Origin of the sequence: Cohnella hashimotonis, assembly GCF_030014955.1 — a bacterium.
Taxonomy (GTDB): Bacteria; Bacillota; Bacilli; order Paenibacillales; family Paenibacillaceae; genus Cohnella; species Cohnella hashimotonis.
This window is the reverse complement of the sequence record NZ_JAGRPV010000001.1, coordinates 896,009-921,491: the sequence shown is the minus strand read 5'-3', so window position 1 is coordinate 921,491 and position 25,483 is coordinate 896,009. Positions and strand designations below refer to the sequence as shown.

At 56.0% G+C, this 25,483-nt stretch carries 20 protein-coding genes; 2 read left to right on the top strand and 18 right to left on the bottom strand.

Annotation, left to right across the window (positions count from 1 at the left end; all coding sequences use genetic code 11):
- Positions 1-7 precede the first annotated feature (7 nt).
- From KB449_RS03640 to KB449_RS03620, 5 genes are all read right to left on the bottom strand, one after another.
- A complete protein-coding gene (locus tag KB449_RS03640) occupies positions 8-859 on the bottom strand; it encodes a sugar phosphate isomerase/epimerase family protein (RefSeq protein WP_282907065.1) in 852 nt (283 codons plus the stop codon).
- Between the two features lie 38 nt (positions 860-897).
- Positions 898-1,725, bottom strand: coding sequence for a carbohydrate ABC transporter permease (locus KB449_RS03635; protein ID WP_434082546.1), 828 nt, complete (start codon positions 1,723-1,725; stop codon positions 898-900).
- A 73-nt stretch (positions 1,726-1,798) separates the two neighbouring features.
- Positions 1,799-2,698, bottom strand: coding sequence for an ABC transporter permease (locus KB449_RS03630; protein ID WP_217591692.1), 900 nt, complete (start codon positions 2,696-2,698; stop codon positions 1,799-1,801).
- A gap of 80 nt (positions 2,699-2,778) precedes the next feature.
- Positions 2,779-4,488, bottom strand: a complete 1,710-nt coding sequence (locus KB449_RS03625) for an extracellular solute-binding protein (RefSeq protein ID WP_282907063.1) — start codon at positions 4,486-4,488, stop codon at positions 2,779-2,781.
- A 263-nt stretch (positions 4,489-4,751) separates the two neighbouring features.
- Positions 4,752-5,435 carry a GntR family transcriptional regulator gene (locus KB449_RS03620; protein WP_282907062.1) on the bottom strand — a complete coding sequence of 228 codons (684 nt, stop codon included), beginning with the start codon at positions 5,433-5,435 and terminating at the stop codon, positions 4,752-4,754.
- A 209-nt stretch (positions 5,436-5,644) separates the two neighbouring features.
- Here KB449_RS03620 and KB449_RS03615 point away from each other — a divergent pair, with 209 nt between their 5' ends.
- Positions 5,645-7,114 carry a glycosyl hydrolase family 28-related protein gene (locus KB449_RS03615; protein WP_282907061.1) on the top strand — a complete coding sequence of 490 codons (1,470 nt, stop codon included), beginning with the start codon at positions 5,645-5,647 and terminating at the stop codon, positions 7,112-7,114.
- 74 nt (positions 7,115-7,188) lie between these two features.
- Here the strand turns inward: KB449_RS03615 and KB449_RS36405 are convergent, their stop codons facing one another.
- From KB449_RS36405 to KB449_RS03600, 3 genes are all read right to left on the bottom strand, one after another.
- Positions 7,189-7,914 (bottom strand): winged helix-turn-helix domain-containing protein, encoded by a 726-nt coding sequence (locus KB449_RS36405; RefSeq protein ID WP_282907060.1) that lies wholly within the window; start codon positions 7,912-7,914, stop codon positions 7,189-7,191.
- 83 nt (positions 7,915-7,997) lie between these two features.
- Positions 7,998-9,020 (bottom strand): zinc-dependent alcohol dehydrogenase, encoded by a 1,023-nt coding sequence (locus KB449_RS03605; RefSeq protein WP_282907059.1) that lies wholly within the window; start codon positions 9,018-9,020, stop codon positions 7,998-8,000.
- A 238-nt stretch (positions 9,021-9,258) separates the two neighbouring features.
- A complete protein-coding gene (locus KB449_RS03600; RefSeq protein WP_282907058.1) occupies positions 9,259-11,709 on the bottom strand; it encodes a glycoside hydrolase family 31 protein in 2,451 nt (816 codons plus the stop codon).
- Between the two features lie 475 nt (positions 11,710-12,184).
- Here KB449_RS03600 and KB449_RS03595 point away from each other — a divergent pair, with 475 nt between their 5' ends.
- The gene (locus KB449_RS03595) at positions 12,185-12,874 is read left to right on the top strand and encodes a hypothetical protein (protein ID WP_282907057.1); all 690 of its coding nucleotides are present in this window, start codon (positions 12,185-12,187) and stop codon (positions 12,872-12,874) included.
- A gap of 603 nt (positions 12,875-13,477) precedes the next feature.
- Here KB449_RS03595 and KB449_RS03590 read toward each other — a convergent pair.
- The 10 genes from KB449_RS03590 to KB449_RS03545 all read right to left on the bottom strand — a co-directional run bounded on the left by KB449_RS03590 (position 13,478) and on the right by KB449_RS03545 (position 25,329).
- Positions 13,478-14,941, bottom strand: a complete 1,464-nt coding sequence (locus tag KB449_RS03590) for an ABC transporter substrate-binding protein (protein WP_282907056.1) — start codon at positions 14,939-14,941, stop codon at positions 13,478-13,480.
- Positions 14,942-15,137: 196 nt separating this feature from the next.
- Positions 15,138-16,007: a carbohydrate ABC transporter permease gene (locus tag KB449_RS03585; RefSeq protein ID WP_282907055.1), complete on the bottom strand. Its 870-nt coding sequence runs from the start codon at positions 16,005-16,007 to the stop codon at positions 15,138-15,140.
- The gene (locus KB449_RS03580; protein ID WP_282907054.1) at positions 16,004-16,927 is read right to left on the bottom strand and encodes a carbohydrate ABC transporter permease; all 924 of its coding nucleotides are present in this window, start codon (positions 16,925-16,927) and stop codon (positions 16,004-16,006) included. The genes KB449_RS03585 and KB449_RS03580 overlap by 4 nt, the downstream gene beginning before the upstream one ends.
- 93 nt (positions 16,928-17,020) lie before the next feature.
- Positions 17,021-18,337, bottom strand: coding sequence for a response regulator (locus KB449_RS03575; protein ID WP_282907053.1), 1,317 nt, complete (start codon positions 18,335-18,337; stop codon positions 17,021-17,023).
- Between the two features lie 13 nt (positions 18,338-18,350).
- On the bottom strand, positions 18,351-20,147 hold the full coding sequence (locus KB449_RS03570; protein WP_282907052.1) for a sensor histidine kinase: 1,797 nt from the start codon (positions 20,145-20,147) through the stop codon (positions 18,351-18,353).
- A gap of 513 nt (positions 20,148-20,660) precedes the next feature.
- On the bottom strand, positions 20,661-21,653 hold the full coding sequence (locus KB449_RS03565; RefSeq protein ID WP_282907051.1) for an Rpn family recombination-promoting nuclease/putative transposase: 993 nt from the start codon (positions 21,651-21,653) through the stop codon (positions 20,661-20,663).
- 202 nt (positions 21,654-21,855) lie between these two features.
- The gene (gene deoC / locus KB449_RS03560; RefSeq protein ID WP_282907050.1) at positions 21,856-22,557 is read right to left on the bottom strand and encodes a deoxyribose-phosphate aldolase; all 702 of its coding nucleotides are present in this window, start codon (positions 22,555-22,557) and stop codon (positions 21,856-21,858) included.
- Positions 22,558-22,577: 20 nt separating this feature from the next.
- Positions 22,578-23,528: a DNA-binding transcriptional repressor DeoR gene (gene deoR, locus KB449_RS03555; protein WP_282907049.1), complete on the bottom strand. Its 951-nt coding sequence runs from the start codon at positions 23,526-23,528 to the stop codon at positions 22,578-22,580.
- A gap of 301 nt (positions 23,529-23,829) precedes the next feature.
- On the bottom strand, positions 23,830-24,009 hold the full coding sequence (locus KB449_RS03550; RefSeq protein ID WP_282907048.1) for a hypothetical protein: 180 nt from the start codon (positions 24,007-24,009) through the stop codon (positions 23,830-23,832).
- A 102-nt stretch (positions 24,010-24,111) separates the two neighbouring features.
- Positions 24,112-25,329, bottom strand: a complete 1,218-nt coding sequence (locus KB449_RS03545; RefSeq protein WP_282907047.1) for a HupE/UreJ family protein — start codon at positions 25,327-25,329, stop codon at positions 24,112-24,114.
- Between the last annotated feature and the right edge of the window lie 154 nt (positions 25,330-25,483).

Below are 25,483 nucleotides of genomic sequence, written 5' to 3'. Positions count from 1 at the left end.
TTCCCCCTCATTCGCCGCGATTCGAATCCGCTGTTTGCGCCCACCGAATCAGATCGGTAATCGTACTGCGGATGTCCTGCTCCTGCTGTTCCCCATGAATTTCCCGCTCGATGATCCAATCGCCGGCAAATCCCCGCTCCGTCAGCTTGCGGACGAACGCCGGAAATCTCACCTTGCCGAGTCCCGGACGCACCTCCGCGCCAAGATGGTCGCCGCTGACCGGATACAATCCGTCCTTCACGTGAATGTTGCGTACGTAATCGCCCACCGTATCCAGCGCATCGATCGGATTGCCCTTGCCGTACATAATCAGGTTGGCCGGGTCGAAGTTGAGGCCGAGATTGCCCGTTCCGACGCGTTCGATCGTTCTCAACAGGACGACCGGCGTCTCCTGACCCGTCTCGAGCCAGAATTCGAGTCCCAGATCCAAGCAATATAACGCGACTTCACGGATCGCCTCGACGACGGCCGGATATTCGGGATCCGTCATGTTTTCCGGTATGAAGCCGCAGTGCGTGATGATCGCCGGCGCCCCGATCCGGGCCGCGAAGTCGGCCCATTGCTTAAGCGCGGCGACTCTTTCCGCTCTGTAGGCTTGCGGCACGATGCCCAGGGTAAGGGGGCCCTCCACGAAATTCCACACTTGCGGTCCGGGTACGCCCGCCCACATGGCGGCGATGCGCACGCCCGCCTTGCCGGCAGCCGCCTTGACGGTGTCCGCTATCGCTTCCGTCGCCTGGCTCATGTCCCAGCTGACCAATTGACAGACGTCCAATCCGTAATGCAGGACCGGCCCGAAGCAGTCGCCTCCGTTTTCAAGCGGATTGATGATGCCGATTTTCGAATCCAGAGCTGCCATTTCCCTACCTCCGAGCTGCTTATTTGTTCAACCGTTCGTCATTCCTTCACGCTGCCAAGAACGATGCCTTTCATGAAATACTTTTGCAGAAACGGGTAAACGAGCAAAATCGGGAGCGCGCCAAGAAATATTTGAGCGGCTTTAACGGAGCGGTTCGAGATCGATTTCAGCATTTGCAGTTCCTCCGCCGTCGTCGCCTTGAAGTCGTTATTGATAATAAGCGTCTGCAGGTAGCTCTGCAGCGGATAATTTTCCGGCCGGTTCATATAGAGCAGTCCGTCGAACCAGGCATTCCAGTGGCCGACCATCGAGAACAACAGAAGCGTAGCGATCGCTGGCAGAGAAAGCGGAAGGATAATGCTGAACAACGTACGCAGCAGGCTGGCGCCGTCGATGAATGCGGCTTCTTCCAGTTCTCGCGGGAGCCCTCTGTAGAAGTTAAGCAGGAGCACGACGCTGAATACCGGCACCGACGATGGAACGATGAGCGCCCAAAGGGTATCCAGCATGCCCAGATCCTTGATGACCATATAGGTGGGAATCAGCCCGCCGCCGAACAATATCGTAACGAGAAAATACCAGGCATACGCGGTACGAAAACGGAATCTGGAGGCCTCCATGGACAACGGATAGGCCGTAATGACGATCAGCAGCATTTGAATGAGGCTTCCGAGCAGCACGCGCTGAACGGAGACGCCAAGAGATCGCAAAAACTCGGCGTTTTGCATGACGAATTCATAGGATTTGAAATTGAAGCCGATGGGCCACAACGTGACCAGCCCCGCGGACGATGCGGCATTGGAGCTGAACGATACGGCCAGCACGTGAACCAGCGGGAACATGCAGAGCAGGGACAGCAAGATCATGAACGTATAGTCGAAGCCCAGAAACAGCTTGCGGCCAAGCGATTCTTTTACCAAGAGCTCACCTCCTCGTCAGCTAAAATATTCGATAATTGGCCAGCCTGTAGGCCAGGAAATACGCAACGGATATGAGAATTAACGAAACGAAGGACTTCATCAGGCCGATCGCGGTAGCCGGGCCGTACTGCGCGCTCAGCATCCCCATTCTGTACACCATCGTGTCGATGATATCGCCGCTCTCGTACACCTGCGGACTGTACAGGACGAAGATTTGCTCGAAGCCGGCGTTTAACACTTGTCCAAGGCTGAGCGTTACCAGCAGAATAATGACGGGTCTCATTCCCGGCAGCGTAATATGCCAGGTCTGTCGCCATCTGCCCGCGCCGTCCATGACGGCGGCCTCGTACAGGGCGGGAGAAATGCCGGTCAGCGCGGCCAGGTAAACGATCGTACTGAAGCCGAATTCCTTCCATTCGTTGGAGATCACGATCGTGAACGGAAACCAGTTATTGTCCCCCAGGAAAAAAATCGGCTTGCCGCCGATCGCGGTCAGCATTTGATTGACGATCCCGGACGATGGGGACAAAATGTCAATCATAATGCCGCCCAATATCGTCCAGGACAGGAAGTGAGGCAAATAGATGAGCGTTTGTACGCCGCGCTTGATCAATGCCGAACGCATCTCGTTCAGCAGCAGGGCAACGGCGATCGGCGTCACTTGCCCGACGACAATTTTCATGCAGGCGATGAAAAGGGTATTCCACAGCACGGTGTACGTATCCGGCAGCGAAAAAATATAGCTGAAGTTATCGAAGCCCACCCATTTGGAGCCCCATATGCCTTTCGTCGGAATATACCGTTCGAAAGCCATCAGGATGCCGGCCATCGGAATATAGTTGAAAATAAAGACGATCGCTGCTGCCGGCAGCAGCAGGAGGTGAAGCGGCAGCTCGCGTTTCCATGATTTTTTCAGCATTGCGATCCCTCGTTTCGCCCCGTTCGTAAAATGCCAGAAGAGAACACTTTACTCCTCTGGCATTTCGTCGCGCTGTCGCGCTATTGGTTAGCCGTATACCATTCGTTAATCGCTTTTGTGACGTCGTCTCCGCCTTGCTTCTTCCAATTCGTCACGAACTTGTCGAAAGACTCGATCGGTTCGTTGCCGGTGATGATCTTCGTGAATGCGTCCAGCTCCAGCTTGGTCAGGTTGACGCCTTTGTCCACCATGACCTGCAGAGGCGCGGCGATGAACTCGTTTTGAACGTAAAGATTTTCATTGATATAGTGATCCGCCACGCCCATGGAGCCGCCTTCGCCGTAAATCAGATTTTGGCCCCAGAACTGGTTGTCGCCGGCTTTGTACTTCTCGATCATGCCTAAAATATCTCTTACGCCAGGAGGCACCGTGGATTTATCCGCCTTGCCCGACAAGACGTCGTTGACGAGCAGATAGAAGTCCCGGTTCCGGGTCGGCATATACAGCTTGGCCGGAGATTCCATCCAGATCGTATCGTTGTCCGCGTTGCTCACGAACTTCTGATGCGTCTCGTCGCTGTTGTTGAAGTAGAAGTTCGCCAGCCATTGCTCCTGGATTCGCAGCAACGCTTCCGGATGCTTGAAGCCCTTCTTCACGACCCAGAATCCGTGGAAAATATCTAGCTCCGTCTGGAATTTGCCCGGCTCGTCGTCGTATGCCGGCAGCGGGAACATCTTCCACTCCACGTTGGGGTCGTTATCCTTGCTGCCTTGCAGCGGATACGCGCCCGCCGTGCCGGCCGAGTAGAACATGCCGACCTTGTTGGCGGTTACGTCCTCGAACAGCTTCGTTACGTCCTTGACCACGAATTCCTTATCCAAAATGCCTTTCGCGTACAAGTCGTGCAGCTTAACAAGCGCTTCTTTCATTGCGGGCTGCGTACTGCTGTACACCAGCTTGCCGTCCGCGTCTTTCGTCCAGATCGATTTGTAGGCGTGCAGCATGTTCATAAAAGGAGCCGTCATGGCCAGATCCTTATCGAGTCCCAGGCCGATCGTGTCCTTCTTGTTGTTGCCGTCGGGGTCCTTGTTGGCGAAGGCGTCGGCGATCGTCAAGAAGTCTTCGAGCGTCTTGGGTTCGGGCAGGCCAAGCTTCTTGATCCAGTCCATGCGTACCCAAAGACCGTTCACGCTCTCGCGCAGAACGCCCGTAAACGGGATGCCCATCAACTTGCCGTCGATCGTCGCAGCCTTTCTCGGGTATTCGCCTGCGGCATCTTGCACCTTGCGCACCAGCTCCGGCGCGTATTTATTGTAAACGTCGGTCAAATCCTCGATCATGTCGGCTTCGTACAGCTGTTTGAGTTGGGTCGGGCTGGCGAGGAAGAAATCCGGAATATCGCCCGATGCGATCATCAAATCCGTTTTTTGAGGATATTGGGCGTAGGGGACTTCCCAGACGTTTTTGGCGACGATGCCGTATTCGTCCTTCAGCATGCGCGTCCAGTTGTTGTTGTTCACGTCGTCGCCTTTATCGTATTTCAGCGTGGCGAACTGATAGCTGACATAGCTCATCTCTACCGGGGGATCGAACTTGGCCGGCAAGCCGGTCGGAGCCGTTTCGCTCGAAGCATTGCTTGCAGTTGCGGTCGCCGAGCTCTCGCTAGAGCCTGTGCTTGCGGATGACGACTTGCTCGCCTCGTTCGACGGCGCGTTGTTGCTGCAGGCAGGCAGCAGGGCGGAGATTGCGAGCATGGATGATAGCGTTATCATAGTACCGAACCGTTTCATGGACATCCTCCTCGTAATTAACGCATTTGAATGGCATGGCTTTCATCGGAAAATCTCTCTTGGTACGCTCATCTCCTATTAAAGCGTCCCTCTGACCCAACATCCCCCATTCGTTAAATTTAAAATATAATAAATTATATATAATATTTAATATGTATTTGTCAACCGATTCAACGAAATCTCCCGTTTCTTTGGTATCGATTACAAAAACGCGAAAAACGCCGAAGCGGCAAGCCAAAAGCCCTGCCGCTACGAATAACCACTTATATATCCATTTTCTCTTCAGGCCACAATTCCAAAATGCTCGTACGATCCGCGGATCCGTTGTTCTGCAGCGTTTGGATGCACTCTTTGAATGACCGGTGGATATGCCTTCTCATGACCTTTTCCGCCTCGTCGGGATCGCCTTTTTGAAGCGCGTCGATCAGCTCTTTATGCTCGTCGTATTCCTTCTGCTTCGTCGACTTCATGCCGATGATTCGGTTGGCCAGCTCGATTTGGAAAGAAATCGAATCGTAAATTTGAATCAGCCTGGAATGACGCGAGAACTGAATGATGCTCTGGTGAAGGTTCAACGATTCTTTAAGCAGCGAGTCTACTTCAGGATCTTTGAGCTTTTCGCCCATCTCCGCGTAAAGTTGCACGAGAAGCTGAAGCTGTTCCTTGGTCGCGTTTAACGTCGTCAGCCGCATCGCCAAGCCCTCCAGGGAAGCGCGCAGCGAATAAATTTCAAAAATATCTTTTTCTTCCATGTCCTTCACAATCGGTCCCCGGTTCGGGACAATGTTGATGATTCCCTCTCCCGATAGCAATCGAACGGCTTCGCGAACCGGCGTTTGGCTGATTCCCAGTTCCTTGGCGACCTTCGTTTCGACGATTCTGTCTCCCGGATTAAGTTCTCCGTTCAGAATTTGCTGCTTAATGAGCGTAGCTAAATCTTGGCTCATGCTCTTCTTTTCCAAAAAGGACTGCTTGGTTATATTGTTCATTCGTGTCCCGCTCTCTACAATATAAATTTTACATTATATATTATATCACATTTACAACGTTGTTAACTCCCCTTCTTCCATCGGCTTATCTTTACATTCTCTTCATATTGGCTGTGCTATCGTTGACTTCGGAAAGACACAATCCCCTAATGAAAGGAAGTTGGACGATGAAAGCATTACGAAGATGGAGCTTTGCCGCACTCGCCGTTTGTCTTGCCGTCTCACTATTCGGGGTTTCCGCTAGCGCCAGCACAGGCAAGGAGGCGGAGAAAAAGAAGAAGGATGCGGCCCGAACGTTTTTTAACGTCATGGATTACGGGGCGAAGGGCGACGGAACGACGAACGACCGACAAGCGATTCAAGACGCGATCACGGCGGCCGGCGTAAAGGGCGGCACCGTGTACATTCCCGGCGGCGACTACCTGATCAATGGCACCGGAACCGAGCTGCTCCTCATTAAGCGCCCCATTCATATTTTGGGAGACGGATTTTTTAGCCGCCTGGTCGTTGCGGCCACCGTTCCGAATACGACCGATGTCATCCGAATTTCTCCGGAGCTTGGCATCGGCTGGCAATTCGGCATCGACTCCATTAACATTATTCCTCAGGAAGGCAGCAAACCTGCCCGACACGCGCTGAATATCGACATCTCCACCTATCCGCAATTCATGTCCAAGCTGCTTCTGCAGAACAATTACTTCTGGCAACTGGGCGGCAACGCCGTCAAGCTGACCAACCCCAAAGGCGACCCGAGCTTGTTCACCTCTTCCTTCGAGAATAACGTCTTCTACGGCGGGTTATCGCTGCTGAACGCAGGCGATTCGATCAACATCCTGGGTAACACGATTACCGGGGACAACATCGGCGTCGAATTAAGCCAGGTGGTCGGCGCCGCAAAAGTCGTCGTCGCATTCAACAATATAACGGCTGCCGGCGGTGCCATTCGCGTGACGGAAGGCAACCAGGTCAAAATTTTGTACAACCAGATCGAACAAAACGTGCCGCACACCAGCGCGCATCAAGCCGCCATCTCCTTGGACGGCGAAGTCAATCCCGTCGTGTTCTCTCAGATCGTAGGCAACAACGTAAACGGCTGGGGATATGCGGGACATGTGGATTATGCGATTAAAATCGGCAATGCCGTCAGCACGAAAATAAGCGGCAACACGTTGGCCACCGGCACGATAGGCACGATCAAGCTGGAGCCCGAGGCTACGCTCACGGAGATCGGTTACGACAACCAGTTCCTGGGCAGCACCGGATTTATCCCCCGCGCGGACGCGATCGATGACGACGGCGTTACGACGTTAGGCGTAGAGAAGCCGGCGACGCTGTCGAACGGTTGGACGGATTACGACCCAACCGATTTCGGGCAAGCCTCTTTCAGCCGCGACATGAACGGTAAAGTCAGTTTGGACGGCTTGATCAAGGACGGCAGCGCAACCGTGGGCAGCGTCATCTTCCAGCTCCCGGAAGGCTACCGCCCTGCAAAGGCCCGTAAATTCATCGTAAGCACGCTCGAAGGCGGCGTCGCGCAAATCGGCGAGATTCAAGTTCTCGCGACGGGCCAAGTGCTGTTCATGAGAGGCGGCAACGACTATCTGTCGTTAAACGGCGTCAGCTTCCTCGCCGAATAGCGGGCAGCCGAATAGCCGGCGGTTCCACGCCAAAGAGCCCTTCAGGCAAATGCCTGAAGGGTTCTCTGTTGTCCTTATACCGCGCTTTCGTTAACATCGTCTTTCGACAGGCCTAATTTATATCCCCTGCCTCTTACGGTCAGCACGATCTCAGGTTCCCTTGGATTCGCTTCCAATTTTCTGCGAATATTTTTAATATGCACATCAATCGATCGGGTATCCACTTCGATCCGATAACCGAGAATGTGGCGCATCAACTCGGAGCGCGTCAATATCCGGTTCATGCCCTCGCAGATCGTCGTCAGCAGCGCATACTCCGTGTTGGTCAGCATCACTTGCCGACCATCGATCCCCACGTTCGACTTTCGATAGTCGATCACCAGCCGGCCGCGACCATAACTTGCGTAATGCGAAACTTGATTCATGTAAATCGCGGAACGTCGGTAAGCCGCGTGCGCCTTGGCGACGAGCTCGTCAGAGTTAACGGGGGACAGCAGGTAGGCGTCGGCGCCTTGGTACAGGACGCTGAGCGCGCTTGCGTCGGACCTGAGCGGCAGGACAACGATAATCGGAACATGGGAGCGTTCCCTGATTTTCTGGCACAAATTTTCCGCGCATGCCGAATCCGCCTTTAGTTTGAGAATGGCAAGATCCGGCGGCTCGTCTTCGAATAAGCGCATACCATGCGGTCCCCAGTTCACGGCGATCGTGCGCCAGCCGTCCTTGCATAGACTTTGTTCGGCCAGATGGCTTTCCCACGCTTCTTCTTTAATAATTAATACCGTCTTTGTCCGTTTCACAGTATCCGATCCTTTGCTCAAGAATAGCGAATAACAATGACGTCAAGCGAGACGGGGATGCTGTCAAAACGAAGGACCTGGGCTTACTGCGGAATTAAAAGGATCTTTCCGCTGGTGACTTGCCCTGCAACTAATTGTTTAAACGCTTGGAACCCTTCGGAAAGCGAACGAGTCTCCGTCCAACCCGCCTCCGTTATTTTTCCGGCGGCCAATAAATCCACCGCATCCTGAAAATCCTGGCGCGAGTAACAGAACGAGCCCAGAATCTCGATTTCATGGCGGATGGCATAATTGATCGGCAGTATCGTCTCATCGATTCCAAGCCCGATATTCATCAAGTTTCCGCCGGGATTGAGCAGCCGAATCGCCGCTTCCCTGGACGGTTGAAAGCCTGCGGCGTCGATGACGACATCGACCCCTTTCGAACCGAACGCAAGCTTCGCCTTCTCTTCCAGCTTGTCCTCGCGAGCGTTGACCGTCTCTTGGATGCCAATCCTCCGGCACATCGCGAGCCGATCCGGGTTGGTATCGACCACCATCACCTTCGCCGCTCCCAGGAGGGAAGCCGTCATCGCGCTAAGCAAACCGATGCCGCCGGCGCCGAATACGACGACATGCGGGACGAGATGGCGCTCCATCGCCCTGCGGGTCGCGCGAAGCGAGCAAGCGAGCGGCTCCGCGAGCGCCGCGCGATGCGCGCTCATCGAATCGGGCACTTCGACGACCGACGCGGCGGGAACGATCACTCGTTCCGCAAACGCGCCGGAACGGTGGATGCCGATAATCTTCCGGTTGTCGCACAAATGAGTCGCACCTTTGCGGCACCGGGCGCAAATCCCGCAGAAGAGCAACGGATTCGCCACGATTTTTTTGCCGATCAGCGCTTCGTCCGCTTGGCTTCCTACTTGTTCAACCACGCCGCAGAACTCATGCCCCATAATTAATGGGGGCTTGCGAAGACTGTTATGGCCGAGGAAACCTTCAATCTCCGAGCCGCAAATGCCTACTGCCTCCACGCGTGCGAGGACTTCATGCGCATGAGGAACGGGAAGCTCCCTCTCCTCCCATGCCATTTGTTCCGCTGCGGTCCAAACTAAAGCCTTCATGGCAATCCTCCTTCATCATTCAGTGTGATAATTATGTATTATATATAATGATAATGAGTTGTTCAATAAAATATATTATATATTATATTTATTAAATGCTATTGCTGCATGCCGGGTAAGCCCCGAACATACGGAAAACGGTCTCCGGCTGAAGTGCCGTAGACCGCCTGTTCATGAACGTTTATTTGTGTGATCGAGCGAACGTGCCGCCGAATGCTTTGTGCGAAGTCGTATTTTTTTAGAAAAACCGCAGCTCGAAGCTGCCCGCCACGTCTTCGACGACAGCGCGAAGCTGCCGGGATTCGATGTCGTATGTCCATTCGCGCAGCGAAGCGCCAGAGGAGATCGCCTGCGCAGGCGCCGAAGGCATCTGCCGTACGACAATCCGAAGCGTCTGCTTGGCGACAGCCGAGCCCGCCTCCTCCGCCTCGCGGTCGTGCGGCAAGCCGTCGTGCGCCAGCTCGCAGCGCAGCGTGCCAGCGCCTTTTTGCTCCGACCAGCTGAATTCGCGAAGCCGATACGACCCTTGCTCATAGGCGTATGTCCTGCCATCGTCTTCATATAGACGGAATCGACCGTCTTCTCCCGCAAATACGGTCAGCGCGAGCGGCTCTGACTGCGCGGCTGCGTCGTCCGCATACATCGCGAGCGGCTGCTCGGCAAGGATCCCGCCCGCGCGGATGTACATCGGCATCGTCTCGAGTGGCGCATGAGCCAAGATCCAACGGCCGCCTTCGTGACGCTCGCCCGTCCAGTAATCGAACCAGATGCCTGCCGGCAAGTAGACGGCACGCGAGAACGTGCCGGGACGCAAGATGGGTGCGATCAGCAGGTCTGGACCGAAAAGGAACTGATCGCACAGGTTATATACGTTCGCATCGTCCGGATATTCCATGAGCAGCGGCCGCACGATCGGGAGTCCCGATTCGGACGCCTCGTAGAACAACGAATACAGCGTCGGCATGAGCCGATATCGCAGACCGATATAGCTGCGGCAGATGTCTTCCACCTTTTCCCCGAACAGCCACGGTTCTTGCCGGATCGTATCGATGGCGCTGTGATTGCGGCAGAATGGAGTGAACGCGCCAACCTGCGTCCATCGCGCCAGCAGCTCGCCCGTCGTATGATGCGAGAAGCCGCCGATATCCGGTCCCGCGAACGCGACGCCCGACAAGCCCAGATTAAGCACCATCGGAATGCTCATCGCTAGATGCTCCCAATAAGCCCGGTTGTCGCCCGTCCATACGGTCGCATATCGCTGGATGCCCGCATAGCCCGCACGCGTCAGAACAAAGGGCCGCTCGCCGTTCAGGTGACGCTTCATGCCTTCCTGCGTCGCCTTCGACATCAGCATGCCGTACAAATTGTGCAGCTCGCCGTGCGTCCTGGGATCGCCATTGTTGGCGTGAACGACATCAAGGTCCATCGTCTTGGAATCGTTGAAGACGGACGGTTCGTTCATATCGTTCCAGATGCCTTTGATGCCGTGGCTCGCGTAATGAACGTGAAGATCCCCCCACCAAGCTGCTGCGCCGTCGTCCGTAAAGTCCGGAAACGCGCTCGGACCCGGCCACACCGGACCAATGAAGATCTCGCCCTCGAGCTTGCGGCAAAAGTACCCGTTGTGGACGCCCTGCCGATAGACGGGATACGAGGGGTCCTTTTTCACCCCCGGATCGACGATCGGAACCAGGTTGAAGCCAAGCGCCTCAAGCTCGCGCATCATCTCCAGCGGACGCGGGAACGCCACGGGATCCCAGGTGAACACGCGGTACTCGTCCATATAATGAATGTCCAGGTACAGCACGTCGCAAGGAATCTTCTTTTTCCTGAAGGTCCGCGCCACCTGCAGCACTTCATCCTGGCTCATATAGCTGTAGCGGGACTGCTGATAGCCGATCGACCACTTCGGCGGCAGCGGCATGCGCCCGGTGAGCGCCGTGAGGTTGCGGACGATATCCTTGAGCGTCGGTCCCTGGACGATGTAGAGATCCAGCGCGCCTTTCTCCGCCGAGATCTGATAGCGGTCCGCGCGGGTGCGCATATCGAATGCGGTCCGGCCCGGGTTGTCCAGCAACGCGCCGTAAGCAGGAGCGCCGTAACGGAAATGAATGCTCCACGGGATGGACTGGTACAGCGCCTCGATATCCGGCACATGCGGCGCGTATACGTCGCTGTTCCACATTTCGTAGCGCTCGCCTTTTTTATCGAGAAAGCCCGTCTTCTCGCCGAGCCCGTAAAAGTGAGATTGATCGTCCATCGCCAGCAGCGCCGTCTGCGCCCGCTTCTCGTTCCATTCGATGCCGAACAGGTTGGCCAGCAGCCCGCCGCGGTCGTCATAGACCTTGACGCCGAAAGGAGACTTGACGGCGACCGCCCGCAGGCCCGGCGAAGCGATCGTGTAAGCTTCCTCGTCTTCGGTCAACACGCTGTCTCCAGGTCCGGCTAGCGGCAAGATGGCGGGCGTCGTACCGAGATCGGGAGCGTTTTCGCCGAAAAAGACTTTGAGTCTTAAAATGCCCGGCGCCACGGGGACGACCGCCAGATTCGCGTTGTCGCCGTAAAGAATAACGGCTCCGTCTTCCAACCGTGCGGCGCCGGTCAGGTTACCGATCCGGCTGAGCGAGTGCTTATACGGGTCCTTGCCCGGACCTTGATGATCGGGATGAATCTCTTCGCTAGTCAACATGCGCCGTAACCCCTCTGCCTATTAAGATTGCTCCATCTTAGCAAACGCCGTGCGGGAGCGTAATAAGCGGGGCTACGCAATGTATGCGCAGGATTACGGAATTGAGCGAGTGAACATGCTTACCTTCTTTCTGCCGCCGTAGTCTCAGTTAGAAACTAACTCGACTATTTACCGCACCATTCTGCCACAGAAGTCTCGGTCAGGAACTAACCAGCCGCTCTCCACGCCTCTCAGTCGCAGAAGTCTCGGCTAGAAACTAACTCGACTATTTTCCGCGCCATTCTGCCGCAGAAGTCTCGGTCAGGAACTCCCTCACTCAAGCCTGGGCTGAAATTCCTGTCTCTTGTGTATTTGGGAAAATTCATATATGTTAATAACATAAGCAATCAAATGTCAGCCTGAAGCACAGGCCGTCTGCTCCGAAGTCATTCGGACGGGCGGCTTTTTTATTTTGTTACCGAGGGAGGAATTAATGATGGCAGACCGCTTGTTCGAGGCCGCGTATCAAGAAATGCTGGCAAAGGCGATTCGTAGCAGCAAAGGCGAGAGAAAAAGGAGATTGAAGGACGTCGACAGATACAATGAAAAGTTGGCGCTTAAGAATGTATGGTGGCCAGCCGTGGGCAATCTCAATTATATCCATCCCGAATACGAAGTGGCTGACTATAATGGAGTCATTCGATTCGTTGACAATGCTTACATACCGCCTGGCGCATATAGGGGGATGTTCGTGGAGTCGGACGCTTTCGGAACTCATTTAAGAGATGTTAACCGATATCGATTCGCGGATAATCTGGAACGGCAAAATCTCCTCCTCATCGACGGCTGGCACATACTACGTTTTAGTAGAGACGATATGTTGGAGAAACCTAAACGTTGCCAGCAAACGCTACTAGTTGCGATGGCGGCTTGGGGATACGGCAACTTGGGAGCAACCTCTGCGGAGATCAGCCTGCATGAACGTGCCATTCTGCATTGGTGCGGCAAGCAGAGAAATACAATTAAAATCAGAGAGGTCATGTCCGCGCTCAAAATAGGCCATCAAGCTGCCTTCATAGGATTGCAAGCGCTTGACGCCAAAGGATTCGTTAAATCAAACCGATCGCCAAGCGGACGGATAACAAGTTACGCTGTGCTGCCGAGACTGTATAGAAATCAGATGTGACCAGAATTGGAGGGGGAGCGACGTCATAGAAGGTTTTTGTTCCTAACCGAGACCTCGGCGGCAGACCGCCGGTGTGAGTTAGCTAGTTTGTTCCTGACTGAGACTTTGACGGCGGAGCGCCGATGCTAGTTAGCTAGTTTGTTCCTAACCAAGACTTCGGTGGCGGAAGACAAGGTGGGCGGGTTCGTTTGTTCCTGATCGAGACTTCGGCGGCAGTTTGTCGGCACGAGTTAGCTAGTTTGTTCCTATTCAGGACTTCAAAGGCGGTACTACGGCGCAAGATGGCTAGTTTGTTCCTGACTGAGACTTTGATGGCGGAGCGCCGATGCTAGTTAGCTAGTTTGTTCCTAAACCAGAACATCAAAGGCGGTACTACGGCGCAAAATGGCTAGCTTGTTCCTGACCGAGACTTCGGTGGCGGAAGACAAGGTGGGCGGGTTCGTTTGTTCCTGACCGAGACTTCGGCGGCAGACCGTCGGCCTGAGCTCGTTCATTTATTTCCAACCGGGATTACTTCCGCAACACACGGTGAGCCGTCTCTTGAGTAGCTACATAAGAAAACGCCGCGCGAGCCAGAGCCCGCACGGCGCTTCTTTCAACGAATTATTCAGGCTTGATGGCGTCGTAGAACTTGGATTGCATCGTCTTGGCAGCGGCGTCAAGCTGAGCTTTGACATCGGTGCCCTTCTTGGAGAACACTTCCTGGATGACGTTGGTCATCGTGGCGTAGTAGTCCTGCGTGTTGTACTGCGCTTCCGGCTTGCCGTCGAGCAGCGCCTGGGAATCCGCGTTGTATTGGTAGACGTTGTCGTACTTGGCGTAGACGTCGCGGACCTTTTTGCCGTATTCGGAGTCGTCCTTGAAGTACTGGATGACCGGCGGAATGAAGTACTTGTTGTCCTTCTTGCGCGCCTGGATGTTCTCTTCGACGGAAGCGAGGCCTTTGTCGGAGAAGTAGTCGAACACGGCGTATTGGAACGCGATCGCCTGCTCATCCTTGGTGGCGTTCGGGTTGATGACGAGGAAGTCGCCGCCGAGTACGCCGGTGTGCTTGCCGCCTGCTTGGGCTGCCGGCATCGGGTACACGAGCACATCCTCCGGCTTCATGCCGCCTTGATTCAACGCCTGGTCGACGGGACCGTCCGGACCTGCGATGACCATGGCCGTGCGTCCTTGCGCGAATGCGCCTACGGCATCGCCCCATCCGAGCGCCCAATCCTTCGGAATCGCCTTGGCTTCCCATGCCAGCTTGTTGTAGAAGTCCATCGCTTTAACGCCTGCGTCGCTATTGAACGCCGAAGTAACCTTGCCGTCCGCGACGTTCTGGATCTCGCCGCCCGCTTCGAACAGGAAGTTGGTCCAGTTCCAGCCGGCCTCGTTGCCCTTGCCCATCGGCGCGATGCCCGCGATGCCCTTGCCCGGATCGGCGACGCCCTGCGCCGTCTTCAGCATGTCGTCCCACGTCCAGTCGTAGGACGGTACGGCCACGCCCTTGTCATCAAGCAGCTTCTTGTTGACGACGGTGCCGGTCACGTAGCCCTGCTGCGCGATGCCGTATACTTTGTCGCCGAGAATGAATTGATCCTGGAGGATCGGGTTCATCTGGTCCTTATATTGGTAGGCGTTGAACAGGTCCGTAATGTCGGCCGCCCAGCCTTTTTCGGCGAGGAACTTGCCTTCGGTGGCGTACGTGTTGAACAGGGTCGGCGCTTCGCCAGCGCCCATCTTCATGCCGATCTCGTTGGGGTTGTACTGCCAGTCGCTCTTGACGATCGTGACGTTCGGATAAACTTCGTTGAAACGCTTGATCTTGTCGTCTTCGAGCGCGCGCTTCTCCACGAGGTCCGGCGTCGGGTAGTAGATGCTGATCGTCACTTTCTTTTGCGTAAGGTCATCGGCGGGCGCGGCGCTCGGGCTGCCGCTGGCTTCCGTGGAAGGCGCGGCCGAGGACGAAGCCGGCGCGGCGGACGAGGAACTCGAAGCATTGTTGTTGTTATTGCCGCCGCAAGCGGACAGCAGCAGTGCCGAGGCGGCCAGCGTGGCCAGGGTTATTGAAGTCTTGCGCATGGTAACTCCCCTTTTCGATAGGTATAAAATGGTTACACGCTCATCATAATGGAGGCGTTTGCATCAGGGCGATGTGCATTCCTACTTCGATCGTGTGCAGGTTTACGATCCGGCGAGGTGCGTAATATCGCACATTGCGGAACCGTAGAACCGCACACTTTCCGTATAAACACATACTTTTCGACTCGTTGCCCCGTTAGCCTTTGACCCCGCCCAGATGCAGACCTCGCACGATGAAGCGCTGGAACACCAGGAAGATTACGATCGGCGGGATCATGATCATCGTCAGGATGGCGAAGCGGATATTGAGGTCGAGCCGACGCGCGTCGATGACGAACTTCTTGATCGCGGTCGCGAGCGGGTAATGCTCTCCGCCCATGACCATGCTCGGCCAGAACCAGTCGTTCCAGGACGTGGCGAAGACGAAAATGGCCAGCGTCGCAAAAATCGGCACGGACAGCGGGAAGGCGAGCTGCCAGAAGACGCGCGGCTCGGATGCGCCGTCGACGCGGAACGCCTCGAACAGCTCCTGGTTGATGCCGTCGAAGAAGCTCTTAAGCAGCAGCAGGTAAAACGCATTGGCCCCGGCCGGCAGCCAGAACGCCCAGAATGTGTTCATCAGATGCAAATCGCGCAGGTTGATGAAGTTAGGGATGATATACGTCGTCGGCGGGATGAACAGCGTCGCCAGGAAAAAATAGTAGACAGCCTTGCGGTACGGCCAATCCAGCCGCGACAGGCTGAACGCCGCGAACCCGATGACGACGACGGTGACGACCATATTGCCGACGAAGATCAGCATCGTATTCCTCAAATATAGCGGGAGGTCGATAAAGCCCCAGCCCTTCTTGTAATTGTCGAAATGCCATTCCTGCGGCAGGAAGTGCGGCGGAAAGGAGTTCACTTCGACATTGGCCTTGAGCCCGTTGAACAAGGCGGTCGCGATCGGATACAGCATGCTGACGCACATGACGGCGACGACGACGCACATCAGGATGTATACCGCTTTGTTCAGCGGCTTCTTCATATCGTAACTGGAAACGATGCCGCGTTCCGCGTTTTTCATGCCGCATTCCCTCCTCTGGCTGACAGCCGGTGCTGGATGACGGCCAGCACGCCGAGAACGAGGAACATGAGCACCCCGAGGGCGGAAGCGACGCCGTAATTAAAGCTGTTGAACGCATACTTGACGATATAGAGCGCATAGGTCAGCGTGGCGTTGTTCGGGCCTCCGTCGAGCATGGCGAGCTGCGATTGGTAGCCCTGGGAGGTGCCGATCAGCTGCAGCAGGAGCAGCAGGCCGATCTGATTGCGGATCGCCGGCAGCGTGATGTGCCAGATGCGTCGCCAGACGCCGGCCCCGTCGATCTCGGCAGCCTCGTACCAGTCGCGGGGAATGCTTAGGATGGCAGCGAGGTAGATGAGCATCGCGGATCCGAACTGCTGCCATGTCTCCATGATGACGATCGAGATCATCGACCAGCTCTTGTCGGTCATGAAGCTGATCGGTTCGATGCCCACCTTTTCGAGCGCCGCGTTGAACGGGCCGACCGGATCGTACAGCCAGCGCCACAGACCGTAAAGCACGACGACCGGCACGACGTAAGGCAGATAGGCCGCGATCCGCGCGAAACCCTGAAAGCGCCTCAGCTCGGAGATCGAGATGGCGAACAGGATCGGCACCCAAAATCCGATGACGATACACAAAAACATATAGTACAAGGTGTTCTTCACGGCGGTCCCGACGTCCGGGTCCTTGAAGATCAGCTTGTAATTGTCGAGTCCGACGTAGGAATTGCCCTTCACGAAGTCGATGTGGTAGAAGCTGAACACGATCCCCTTGACGATCGGCAGCCACAGGAACAGCAGGAAAATCACGACGGCCGGCAGCACGAAGGCATAGCCCCAGAAGTGCTTCCTCCATCGGCCCCGTGACTTGGTCGCTTCCGCGCCAAGCGGACTGGCTACGGCGGTTGTCTGATTCATACGGTCTCCCTCTTTCTTTGTGTGCCTCCTCCTTATTTTAGAAAAAGGGCCCCCCGCTGAATATGTGCGTATCTATTCGGATCGTGAGTGATCTTACTTCTTCAGCTCGCTCGGCGAGATTCCGTAGTATTTCTTGAATATTTTGCTAAAATGTTCCGGCGATTCGTAGCCTACCCGCTCGGCGATCTCGTAGCGGCGCAGATCGGTCTGCTGCAGCAGGCGCTTGCTCTCCTCCATACGGAGCTTGATGACATACTCCCACAGGTTGAAGCCGGTATTTTTCTTGAACAGGTAGCTTAAATAGTTCGGACTGACGTGATTCCGCTGTGCCACCTCATGAAGCGTCAGACCTTTTTGCGCAAAATTTTGCTGAATGTAGGCCATTGCCTTTTCCACGATCTGATTGTTCTGCTCCGTCCACTCTTCCTCGGTCGGCTCCTTGCCGAACAGGCTCCACTTGAAGTCCCCATAGTAAAACACATGATGGTCCTTGTGCTCGCGATTCCACAAAATCGCCTTGCGGGCCTGTTCGCCGAGCGCCGGCAGGAAGGCGGCTCCCTTGAGAATCTGGCTGATGCCGACGACGCAGGGCAGATTCAGATACTTGAAAATGTTATGTTGCAGGCTGCGTCCGATCAGCTCGAGCTGGTTGATCTTGTCGACGCTGGAGTCGCCGAAGCTCTCATCGTCCCATTGGATCAGCACGGTGACCTCTAGTCCGGGCGTATAAAAGGCGTCATAGCGCCAATCTTTGCCCAGCAGCTCGTTCACAATGTTCAGCGCGGCATATTGAAGCAGCGCTTCGTCGCCCTCGCCGTAGCGGTGGCCGGATTGCTCGTGGTCGGGATCAAGCTTGACCTTGATGACGGCGAAATAGGGACCCGTGAGCTCCAGCGCGGCCAGCTCCGCTTCTTCGGGCATATCGGCGACGCCCGACAAGACGGCGTTCAGGCGATCCGTGCGCGGCTGCGCCGGCGTATCCATCCGAAAATGCTCGCGCAGCTGGGACAGCAAATCGTTCTCCGCCGGCGCCGGCTTATCCATATGAAGCAGCACCTCGCGCACGGAGTCGAGGAATTGCTCGCTTTTAATCGGCTTGATGATGTAATCCTTGGCGCCCAGCTTGATCGCGAGCTGCGCATACTGAAACGTCTCGTGCGCGGAAATGACGATCGCCTGCACCCAAGGCTTGATGATCTTGGCCTGGTGCATGAGCTCGATGCCGTTCATTGCGCCCATCTGGATGTCCGTGACCAGAAGATCGATATCTTCCATCCGCAAATAATCGAGCGCCTCGTGACCGCTGCCCGCCGTGAAAATTTCCTTGATGTTCAATCCCGACGATTGCAGCAGGTTGCCGAGACCTTTGCAGATGAGCGGTTCGTCGTCGACGATCAATATGTTGTACATCATGAGTCCCCCTTTATTGTTCGTGCTGGACCGGCAGCACGATGCGTGCGACCGTCCCCCCGCCCTTGCGGGGCCTGTAAGTCAAGCCGTAGTCGGCGCCGAACTGCAAGCGAATGCGCTGCTGCACATTGCGGATACCGTAGCCCGCTCCCTCGATCCCCTCTTTATCTTCGAGCATACGTCCGATCGCCTCGTAGTCGGTTTCCTTGTAGCCGTTGTCTTCGACGCTGATCTCCACGCGATCTTCGGTCAGCCTCGCAATGACCCTGATTTCTCCATCCTCGCCCATATAACGCACACCATGGAGAATTGCGTTTTCGATCAACGGCTGAATGACGATTTTCGGGATCGGATTGGCTAGCGTCCGCTCGTCGATCTCCCAGGCTACGGAAAAACCGTACTCGTAGCGTTTCTGCTGCAGGCTCGTATACGCCTTCGCGTGCGCCAGCTCCTCCTCGAGCGTGATCAGGTCGCGTCCGCGGCTCAGCCCGATCCGCATCAATTGCGCCAGCTCCTTGATCATCTCGCCGGACTCGGATTGCCCCTCAAGCGTGCTTTTCCAGTAAATGCTCTCTAGCGTATTGTAAAGCAGGTGCGGATTGATCTGCTGGTAGAGCAGCTGCAGCTGCGACTCCTTCTGCTTGATCTCCAGCAGGTAACGGTCCTCGATGAGCGAGTTGAGCCTTCCTGCCATCCCGTAAACCGAGTGCATGAGCACCCCCACCTCGTCGTTGCGATCGATCGCCGCCTGCTCGGGCACCTTTTTCCCCGGCACGTACGACCGCGTGAATACGGCGAGACGCTGAAGCGGCGTCAGAAGAGAACGCCAGAAATACGCCATCACGACGATGCAAAAGACGAAGTAGACGATGGAGATCAGCTGGATGACGAACTTCAGCTCGTTCTGCTGCTGGAGCAGCGAGCGCGTCGGAATCTTGTAAATGAGCTTCTGCTGGGCGAGATATTGATAGCTCTGCACGTAAATATAACCGTCCGTAATGACGTTGGACTGACCCTCGAAGTCGTCCCCCGCTTCCATCTCCGCCGGCAGCGAGAGTCGATCTCCGATAGGGCCGACCGAAGACGCCAGCACTCTGTTTTCGTAATCGGTCAGGTAAATCTCGCCCTTGTCGGGCAGCGAGACCGTCCGCATCGACTCGACCAGCTTGCGGTTGATGTTCGTGGCGACCAGCACGCCCACGACCTGATTGCCCTGGCTCGTACTGTATACGGCGCGCACGTAAGCAAGCGTATCCGGTCTGGAGGAAGAGCCCAGATCGTTCATGATGCGAAGGTAGCCTTTGCCCCGTTTGCTCAGAATTTCGTCGATCCATTCGGGCTTCTGCTTATCGTTATAAAAGTATACGCCGCCCACTGCCTTGAACTTCGAAGAAGGTGTCGGCGCGAATTCGTACCGGTTGTTCGGATCGTAGGCGTACAAGTAATAATAGACGGCTTCGCCACCGTTCATTCCCATCGAATAGGAGGAAAGCAGCTTATCGGCATCCGCGTACTGCCGTACCCGGTCGGCGGTCTCACCGCTCATCGGGTTCAGCGATTGAATGAGCGAATGCTGGATGAGCGTCGTCATGACACGGCTGACCGTGTCCATGTCACGGTTCATGAGCGCGAGGTTCTGCTTGTTCAGCTCCGCATACGCGCTCGTCACATGCTGCTTCAGAATGTCCTCGGCTCTCGCGTTGGCGTACCAGTTCAGCGCGAACACGGGACTGACCAGCAGCAGAAACAACAGAATCAGCTGCTGCTTGACCTTCATTCTCGTCAGCGGATTCGTTAGATGAAGCTTCAATGCGGGCCCCCCCGTCGTCTATCGGCTCCTCCAGTATGGCGGATCGGCCTCGTCCCCGTGTATGCGTTTGCGGAATGTCCGTGGGACGACGCACGATTTGCGTAATAACGCACACGAAAGCGGCCTGATGCCATTGTATATGCAGGCTGGGCTGGACGTCTATGTTTGAACGGGGAGGTTGGGGCAGGCAATGAATCCGTATATTAGTGATTCCCGTTTTGGACGGACCGAGAAGCCTCTATTTGCATCGGATGCGGGCAGATGGCAATCATTGCGGACTGAGGCGACGCTATTTGAGATAAAACGGGGCATTGGCGGTTGTTTTGAGCTAGTTAGCGGTCGTACGGTCCGTTGGGTATCGAGTAAGTGGATAAGTCCGATAAATAGCGGATCCTGGGTCCGACAACGGGGTATAGGTTGAAACAGAGAAATAGCCGCTGGCGCAACACAGCAAAAAGGCTGCCTTGCTTCAGCAGCCTGTCGAATGACGCTATAACAAACGATCCTAACAAATTAGGCTTCCAGCTCTTCCGGCGACAAGCCTGTCAGGCGCGCAACTTCGGTTGCATCCATGCCGTTAAGCAGCAGCGTCCGACCCGATTCCAGCAGCCGGGCATGCATCTGTTCCTTTTCTGACTTCAGGCTCTCGGTTTCCGACTTCAGGCTCTTGGTTTCCGACTCCCACCGCGCCTGTGCTGTCAACAACTGTTCCATCTCCGCCTTGTAGGCCGCATCGTCCATCATCGCCTTGTGCCACATCTCGTACTTGGCCCATACCTTCGGGTCGCGGCTCATGTCCTCCCATCGCCCGAACGCCTCCAGCAGCTCCAAATCCCCGCTCATCGCGATCGCCTCCAGTTTTTCCATCAGCTTCGATTGCACTTCCCCGCCCTGCACTGCACCAAGCAGCAGCAGCCATCGTATCTCCGGTTCGGTCCACGGATCCGCTTCGCTTTTCGCAGCCCGTCGAAGCAGCTTCTGCAGTTCGATGACATGCAGCTCAATTACGTCGGTGAGCGGGAAATGCTCCTGTTTTTCGTAAAGTCCGAACACGCTGTGATATCGCTCGGTCTGAGGCAGCACGTCCACATTCGAAATAAGAATGGATATTGTGCGGCGCAAATCTGAATATGGCCTTCCTTTTTCCATCTGCTTAGCATAGATCCGGCTCCAGTAATAGAGCTGCCGCCTACCCAGATGCGGACTGCCCGTTACTTGTATCTCGACGTGGGTTAAGTCGCCCCGATCCTTCCGTGCCAAAAGATCAAGTACAGCCTTTTTGTCCCCTTCGTGCTCCCGCTCAAGATCCGTGTTCAAAATGCTCGCCGACGTAATTTTCGTCTCCGTATTCGCCACGCCCAGCAGAGCATTCAGGAAGGCAACCAACACAGCTTCGCCGTCCGGCTGTCCGAACATGCGTTTAAACGCAAAATCCGCCTTTAAATCTACATAGGTCCGAGGCGAATAAATTTCCTTGTCTTCTCTCAGTATAACTGTTTGCCGCATTCCGTCCATCCCCTATTCCGACTTAAATCGAACACACGGATGCAGCAATCCTTCCAGAAATAGAACTGGTGTTCTTATTTATTATTACCATTCAAGAGGAAAAAAAGGAAACAAAAAACACGGAATTCATCCGCCGCAAGACGGTGATTCCGTGTCTTATCCTAACGCTCTGCGAATCGAAGCCTGCCCGTTAGCCGCAATCTCAGTATCCTTCGCCCTTGCCGCCGGATACGATCGCAACGCTGGCGCTCGCGCCGATGCGCGTGGCGCCGGCCGCGATCATCGCGCGCGCGGTCGCGGCATCGCGAACGCCGCCGGACGCCTTCACGCCGAGATCCGGTCCTACGGTGCGCCGCATCAAGGCGATATCGTCCGCCGTCGCGCCGCCCGGTCCAAAGCCCGTCGACGTCTTGACGAAGTCCGCGCCGGCGGCGACGCAGAGCTCGCATGCTTTTACCTTTTCCTCATCGGACAGCAGGCCCGTCTCAAGAATGACCTTAAGCACCGCCGCGTCTTCGCAAGCCTCGGCTACGCGCGCGATGTCTTTTTGAACATCCTCGTATAGCCCGGACTTCAGCGCGCCGACATTGAGCACCATGTCGATCTCGTTCGCGCCCGCGGCGATCGCGTCCCGGGCTTCCGCCACTTTCGCAAAGGTGCTGGTCGCTCCCAGCGGGAAGCCAATCACCGTCGTGGTCCCTACGCCGGATCCGGCAAGCAGGCCAGCCGCCGTCTTAACCCAATACGGGTTTACGCAGACAGTCGCGAACCGGTGCTGCTTCGCTTCCTCGCACAGTCGAACGATATCGTCGCGGCTTGTTTCCGGCTTGAGCGCGGTATGGTCAATATAGGCGGCCAGCGATTCGGAAGAAGGGTTTGTCCCGTTTGTCGCATTCGTCGTCATGTCAGTCCATCTCCTTCCTATTATCTCTCCAACAAGTATTGGGCCGTATACTGATCCGTAATCAGCACATTGGCGTATTCGCCTCGCAAAGCGCCGTAAATGCCCTCGGCCTTCTTGCGCCCGCCCGCAACGAGCACCGAGCGCTCCTTGTGCCTCAGATCGTCGAGTTCGATCCCGATCGTCCGCTGGTTCAACTCCTCCGAGCAGAGCTTGCCTTCGCGATCGATGTAACGAGAGCACAGGTCGCCGGCGCCTCGCTCCTTGATCAACGCCAGGTCGTTTTCCGTAAAATAGTTCGCCTTGATCAGCACCGAATCGTCGGTCGGCGAACCGACGGTGATCACGGCTACGTTCGCGCGCCGGCCGAGCTCCAGTATTCTGCCGATGTGCCGGTCCGCCTCGATCGTGTGACGCACGATCGCATGGTCGACGATGGCGGGCAGATGGATGAAATACGGTACCGTGTGAAAGGCTTTGCCGAACAGCTGGACGATCTCGTAAGCATACGTGTTCGTCTCCGAATGGCTGACGCCGCCGTTAAGCTGCACAACCCGCACGTCCTTGAGCTGCCGGTCCCGCAGGCGGCAAGCCACCTCGTAGAGCGTCGTGCCCCAGGTCACGCCAATCGTGTCGCCGTCCTCCAGCGTTTCGTGCAAGTATGCGGCGGCCGCTTCGCCGATGTACTTTTTAACGACGTTGTCTTCGTATTGAGGCACGGGCACGATAACCGCCTTGCGCAGCTTGAACTTGCGCTCCAGCCCGCAAGCGAGCGAGTCGTTGCTCTCGCGCGGGTCGACGATCTGAATGCGGACGTAGCCTTCGTCCTTCGCCTGCTGAAGAAAGCGGGACACAGTCGGCCGCGAGATCCCTAGCCGCTCGGCAATCTCCTGCTGGCTGTAATTCAGTTCGTAATACATCTTCGCCGTATCGATCATGCGGGCCAGTCGGTCGCCGCCTGTCTCTGGATTCATGCGCAACACTCCGTCCGGGATTTGGAACCATCATAATCCATTCCCGGTGTTCAGTTCAACCGACGGTGCCAGGCTCGTAGGCTCCGTCCCCTACGGCAAACGTTCCGTCGTGACTTCCCGCATGGAAATCGAAGGTGCCCGGCTTCGGTTTATTCAGCAGAAAAACGTTGTCTCCTTTATGCAAAGAAGCCCGCAGGCCAAGCGCTCGCACTCGAAATCGAGGCCGGACGCAGCAACGCCGTCGCTTACCGAGACGACGAGCTTGATCATGACATCCGGCTGAAAGTCGATATGAAGCGGATTAAAGCTGGCCGCGTTCAATTCTACAACCGCCGTCCAGCGCCAATATGGCGAGGCAGCCCGAGATCGCGCCGGCCAGCGCAGCCGTCAACCACCCCAGCTTATTGCCGTTGCAGGAGGTCCGGATCGCCCAAGCGGAAGATAGCACGATAAACAAGTAGCATCCTATATATAGGATCATTCGTTCACCTCATAAAGTCATGCGATTCTGCCATGCTCACAGTTTGCGTGCTGCGGCTGTCGTTACATTCAAGCGGGTTCTCCTCCTAACGCGATTCGTCGATCAACCGAACGTACGCTCGAACAGCCAGATGCCGCCGAGCAGCAGCGCCAGACTCGACGCCGCGTAAACGATTCTTTTTTCGTGTCTGTACCGATGCAGCGCGTATAGCAGCGGCAGACAGATGGCGATCAGGCCCAGTTGCACCGCTTCGATACCGAGATTGAAGCTTGCCAGATCGACGCCGAGGCTGGCTCGCGGCAAATTCATTTCGACGAGAATGTCCGCAAATCCCATGCCGTGAACCAAGCCGAAAAGAAAAGTCAGCACCCAGCGGTAGCGCACATTGGCGCGGAGCATATTGTCGACGGCCACATAGCAGATGCTGAGCGCGATCAGCGGCTCAACGATGCTGCCCGGCACGGAGATCCATCCGAGCACCGTCAGCGTGAGCGTAATGCTGTGCGCAACGGTGAAGGCCGTAATCATGGCCGCATACTGCTTGAAGGTTTGCCGGGCGATGATGAGCGAGAACAGGAAGAGGAGATGATCGTATCCGCCTAAAATATGATTCATCCCCAGCTTGAAAAAGCTGAACCAGCCCGACGTTGCGGTGCCCGTGCCATGGGCTGCTGCGCCTTCCTCCGGCACCGGGGCATTTGCGGCAGAATCCGGTTCCGCCTGTTCGGCGCTTTGCGTTGTCTGCTGCTGCAGGTCCGCGGGAAGCGACGCATACTCCTCGTCCGTCATTCGAAGAGACCAGGTTCGGTCCTTGCCCGACAGCGCCGCGGTACTCTGGCTCGATCCGTAGTTAACCGTCAGCAGGTCGACGTAATTCGTTTTCTGGTCGTCGACGTACAGCTTGTCCGACAGCGAGATGGTGCCGTCTTCGGACAACGCGGGGTATATGAGATCCAGAATGACGTCGGACGCATCCCCTTTCCGTTCTAGCCGATAGTTTTCAATGCTCGACCATGGCAGCTCGGTGCCGCCGGTCTTGAGCGCGAGATGCTTCTCCAGTATGGCTGCAAAGGAATCCTTCACCGCCTCGAACTCCGCCTGATCGAGCATCTTGTCGTCATTCGCGTCTCCGCCGGCCCACTCGATCACGGACAGCTCGTCGATGGCATATTCCAGCCGGATCTCCGACTTCGCGATCGTCAGCGTCGAATAGCCCGCGCTGTAGGCATGCGCGGAGGCTGCGCCGCCGAACGGCAGCATAGCGAACAAGGCGATCGCGGCGATCCAGGCGCTTCTCCGGCCTGCTCTTCGTTTGCTCATCTGTTTGGGGCCTCCTCGGCGTCGGTTCTTCGTACGTCTTACCAACGTCCAAAAATAGGTTCATAGCGCTGCATGCCTCTATGAACCTATTGTTCGAAGTTCGTACGGCCCGGAGCAGGACGCCACGTCGCGTGGCGTCCGGTCCCGAAGCGCA